General features: G+C 66.6%; 1 protein-coding gene. It reads right to left on the reverse strand.

What is annotated here, in order from left to right:
* Positions 1 to 254 precede the first annotated feature (254 nt).
* Complete coding sequence (locus tag ACMZ6R_RS20380; RefSeq protein ID WP_416114788.1) at positions 255 to 2,102, reverse strand: 4Fe-4S ferredoxin; 1,848 nt, start codon at positions 2,100 to 2,102, stop codon at positions 255 to 257.
* Positions 2,103 to 2,172 lie beyond the last annotated feature (70 nt).

Here is a 2,172-nt window from a genome sequence, read left to right on the forward strand (position 1 = left end):
CCAAAAAAACTCTTAAAAAATATGACCCACTTTACCTGTCACTTCTTCAAATGCGGCGCTTCGCCGCTGGCGCGGTTGTCGCCGCAATCGCGTCCGGCGTCGAGGCGCGTAGCGCCTCGTGCCGCCGGGCCGATCGCGGCGACAAATATCCGGGCTCCCGCCAACCCGCCATGGTCCCGCCCGGCAAAGCGCAACGGGGGGACCGGGGGGCATCAAGCCCCCCGGCGGGGGTACGGGGGCAGAGCCCCCGCCTCTTAATTCTCAGCCGAGTGCAGACCGCCGGCGGCTGCCTTGAAGACCACATTGGTGCGTTCGGGATCGGCCAGGGACGGCTTGGAGCAGTTCCACAGGCAGGCCCCGCAGTGCACGCATTTTTCCCTATCGAACAGCGGCACGCCGTCGTCCGGGTTGGTAGTAATGGCCTGTCCGGAGCAGGCCTCGATGCAGGTTTTCTCGCAGCAGGCGCGGCAGACGTCCGGGTTTTCAAAGGTCACGTGGTCGGCGTAGCCGGGCGCGGCCTGGACCTTGCCGCCTAAAAGCAGCGCATCCTGGTGCGAGACGAGCAGTTTGCCGTCGTATTCGATAGCCGGCCAGCCGGCGCGGTCCATGAGCGCGTCGTGCAGGGGCCGGCCCTTGGCCGTGGCCTGCCGGCGAATCGTTTCGATCTCCTCGCGGGAGATGCGGCCCCGGTAGTATTCCTCGATGCTCGAAAGGCGCTTCCAGGTGGGCTTGGAGGCGGCCGGCCAGCACAGCGCGCCCTTGGTCAGGCCGCAAAGGCCCATGCCGATGAGCCCGGGCAGAAATCCGGCGGCGAATCCCTCGCGGGAGCGCGCGGCGATCCGGGCTTCCTCTTCGAGCCAGGAGGCCCGACGCCTGGCCACGTAGGTCTTTTCCAGGTTCTCAGCGGTAAAGGGCAGTCCCTGTTCCAGCAGATGCACCACGGCCTCGCCCAGAAGCACGCCCGAGGTCCAGGCCTCGTCCACGCCGGAGCCGGTCAGCACGTTGGTGGTGCCGGAGCCCTCGCCGATGCGGGCGTAGCCGTTGCCGACGAGGTAGGGTTCGCCGGCCTTGCCGGCTTCCTGCAGGGTCTTGGCCCCCCAGGAACGCAGTTCGCCGCCCTTGATGTTCTTCCAGATGTAGGGGTGCTGCATCCAGTGCTGGAGGTAGCGGTAGGCCGTGCGCACCGGATTGTCGAACCAGGAGGGCACGAAGATGCCCATGGCGGCGACGCGGCCGGGCAGCACGTAGAGGAAGCCGAAAATCTCGGGCTCGGGGAAGCCGATGGTGTGAATGACCGTGCCTTCCTTCCAGGGACAGTGGCCGGGCAGGTCGATGACCATCTTCATGCCCACGGCGTAGTCGCGGTGGTGATGGCCGGCGGGGAGCCCGTGGAGATTGTCGAGGGCGCGTCCGACCGGCCCGACGGGGCCGTCGCCGACGACGGTGAGCTTGGCCCGCACGTCCATGCCGGGCATGTAGGCGGCCTCGGGCTTGCCGGCCTTGTCCACGCCCTGGTCGGCCAGGCGCACGCCGACCACCTGCCTATTTTCGACCAGCGGTTCGGCCACGGGCGAGGACGGCCAGATCTGGGCCGCGCCGGTGGCCATGACGTTGCCGCCCACCCACTGGTTGAACTGGCCGAGGGAAAAGGTCATGCCGCCGTGTTTTTGCAAAAAGGGCGGGATGTAGGGCAGCTCCACGGCCATGTCGGCATAGCCCGGCAGTCGGCTGCCCAGGGCCTTTATCACCTTGTCCTTGACCCGCATAAGAAGCGGCCGGCGGCTGGCGCCCACGGGATCGAGCAAATAGACGACCTTCTCGTCGGTGATCGGCGCGCACATGGGCACATCGGAGGGCTTCATGTCCGGGAAGCTGGCCCGGATGCCGCGCGCCTTGGACACCACGCCGGAAACGCCCACGCCCAGGTCGTCGGCCCGCTCGTAACAGATGACCTGGGGCGGCATGCCGGGCATAAGCTCGCTCTCCATGACCGGCGAGCCATCCTCGTTGACGATGCCCCGGGCCAGCGTGGTCAGAAAACCACCCATGGCCGGGCCAAACCCAACACAGACGATATCCGTCTCCATGACCTGCCGTTCCATATGTCATGTCCTCCGTTGAGCGAGGAGCCGGGGGAGGGAACCCCATTTTTGAAAAAAAGGGGTTCCCTCC

The sequence above is a fragment of the Solidesulfovibrio sp. C21 genome, assembly GCF_047785625.1.
Classification (GTDB): Bacteria; Desulfobacterota; Desulfovibrionia; order Desulfovibrionales; family Desulfovibrionaceae; genus Solidesulfovibrio.